The 1219-nt window shown below is 32.5% G+C and carries 1 protein-coding gene; it reads left to right on the top strand.

Features of this window, described 5'->3' with window-relative positions:
• Nucleotides 1-304 precede the first annotated feature (304 nt).
• Nucleotides 305-559: a hypothetical protein gene (locus tag CCY16_RS03235; protein WP_088414914.1), complete on the top strand. Its 255-nt coding sequence runs from the start codon at nt 305-307 to the stop codon at nt 557-559.
• Nucleotides 560-1219 lie beyond the last annotated feature (660 nt).

The following is a 1219-nucleotide window of genomic DNA, read 5'->3' as shown; positions in this document are numbered from 1 at the left end:
GTTGTATTGAAAAACATAGAAGGTCAAGATTTTGGTGTTGGGTTATTATTTTACAATTTTGGAAACCCATTAACTGGAGTACTAAAATTCATTAATTTTTATGATGAAAATAATCCAGTATTGCAAAAAGATCAAAGAAGAAACAGGTAGGCTCTACTTGACAGGGGGCGATTGTTCTCAAACTATCTGCATATCAAACAAGGATGGTGCTTATGCACAATGGATGGTGATAACGGCTACTATCAGTGTCAATATAAACAAAGTGATGCATTTACAGCAATAGATAGCTTAATCAAGGCTGGAAATGTACAGTAGAAATTTACTTTGCAAAAAGGAAAAGAACTATCTTCTGATGTCTATGAAGCAAAACATTGTTTTGAATGATAAGACAATGGCTACTTTACCAAAAATAGGTTACCATATACTTAATGACCAATTGGTTATGCGTAATCATGTTACAGAAGAGAAGGTAGCTATTCGCAGGGATTTCCATTTTTTAAAAGCTGTTAAATTTGGTGATGATTACAAACTGACCTTTTACAATGCGCTGGGTAATTAGTTCTTTGAATACAAAAAATATGATCCACAGTATTCAAACATTTCGGATAAGAATAAATTCATAGGTTTAAATTGTGCGAAAAAAAATACAGTTTGAATCTCGGCGAATTATTTAGTCACCGACCATCGTTTTTTATTAAGGAAGGATCCGCTGAACCAGTTTTTCATGGTTACCATTTAGCTAACGTGTTCTAATTAATAAATAGTAAAAAAGGTAGGAAAATAGTTAAATTAATTAATAAATTAGATTATTTCAATAAAAATGTTCAGTTTAAGCATTGCGATTACCATAAAGGAATAGGTGCAACATTTACAATTCTTCTGACATGAATATAGAAAAAGAATACACGGTAACAGATACAAATAGCGAGTTCTCTCTAGGAGATGACAATTTGATTCTTCATACCATTCCAGAGTTATATACATCGAATTGAAGAAGATCTTGACATAACTTTTAGCTACAAATATTTAAGAAGCTGTAACCGTTTACAGGTTGTAGGAATGGGTAAAGAACTAAGCAGCGGCAGTTACCAGATTCTGTAACTTTTGAAAGGGATCTCGGCCATTTAGACGTGAAGTTAAAAGTATCCATTCAGCGGAGTAGCAAAATAAGATAGACAAGGTAGTATAAAAGATAACGATAGAGCAAAAGTAAGGTAAT

The sequence above is a fragment of the Wolbachia endosymbiont of Wuchereria bancrofti genome, assembly GCF_002204235.2.
Taxonomy (GTDB): domain Bacteria; phylum Pseudomonadota; class Alphaproteobacteria; order Rickettsiales; family Anaplasmataceae; genus Wolbachia.
Note: the sequence above shows the minus strand (reverse complement) of the source record. Positions and strands in the feature narration are given on the sequence as shown.

Bases quoted from the DNA above. Each gene is read 5' to 3' on its own strand.
- CCY16_RS03235 (WP_088414914.1), top strand. From the start codon at position 305: ATGTACAGTAGAAATTTACTTTGCAAAAAGGAAAAGAACTATCTTCTG.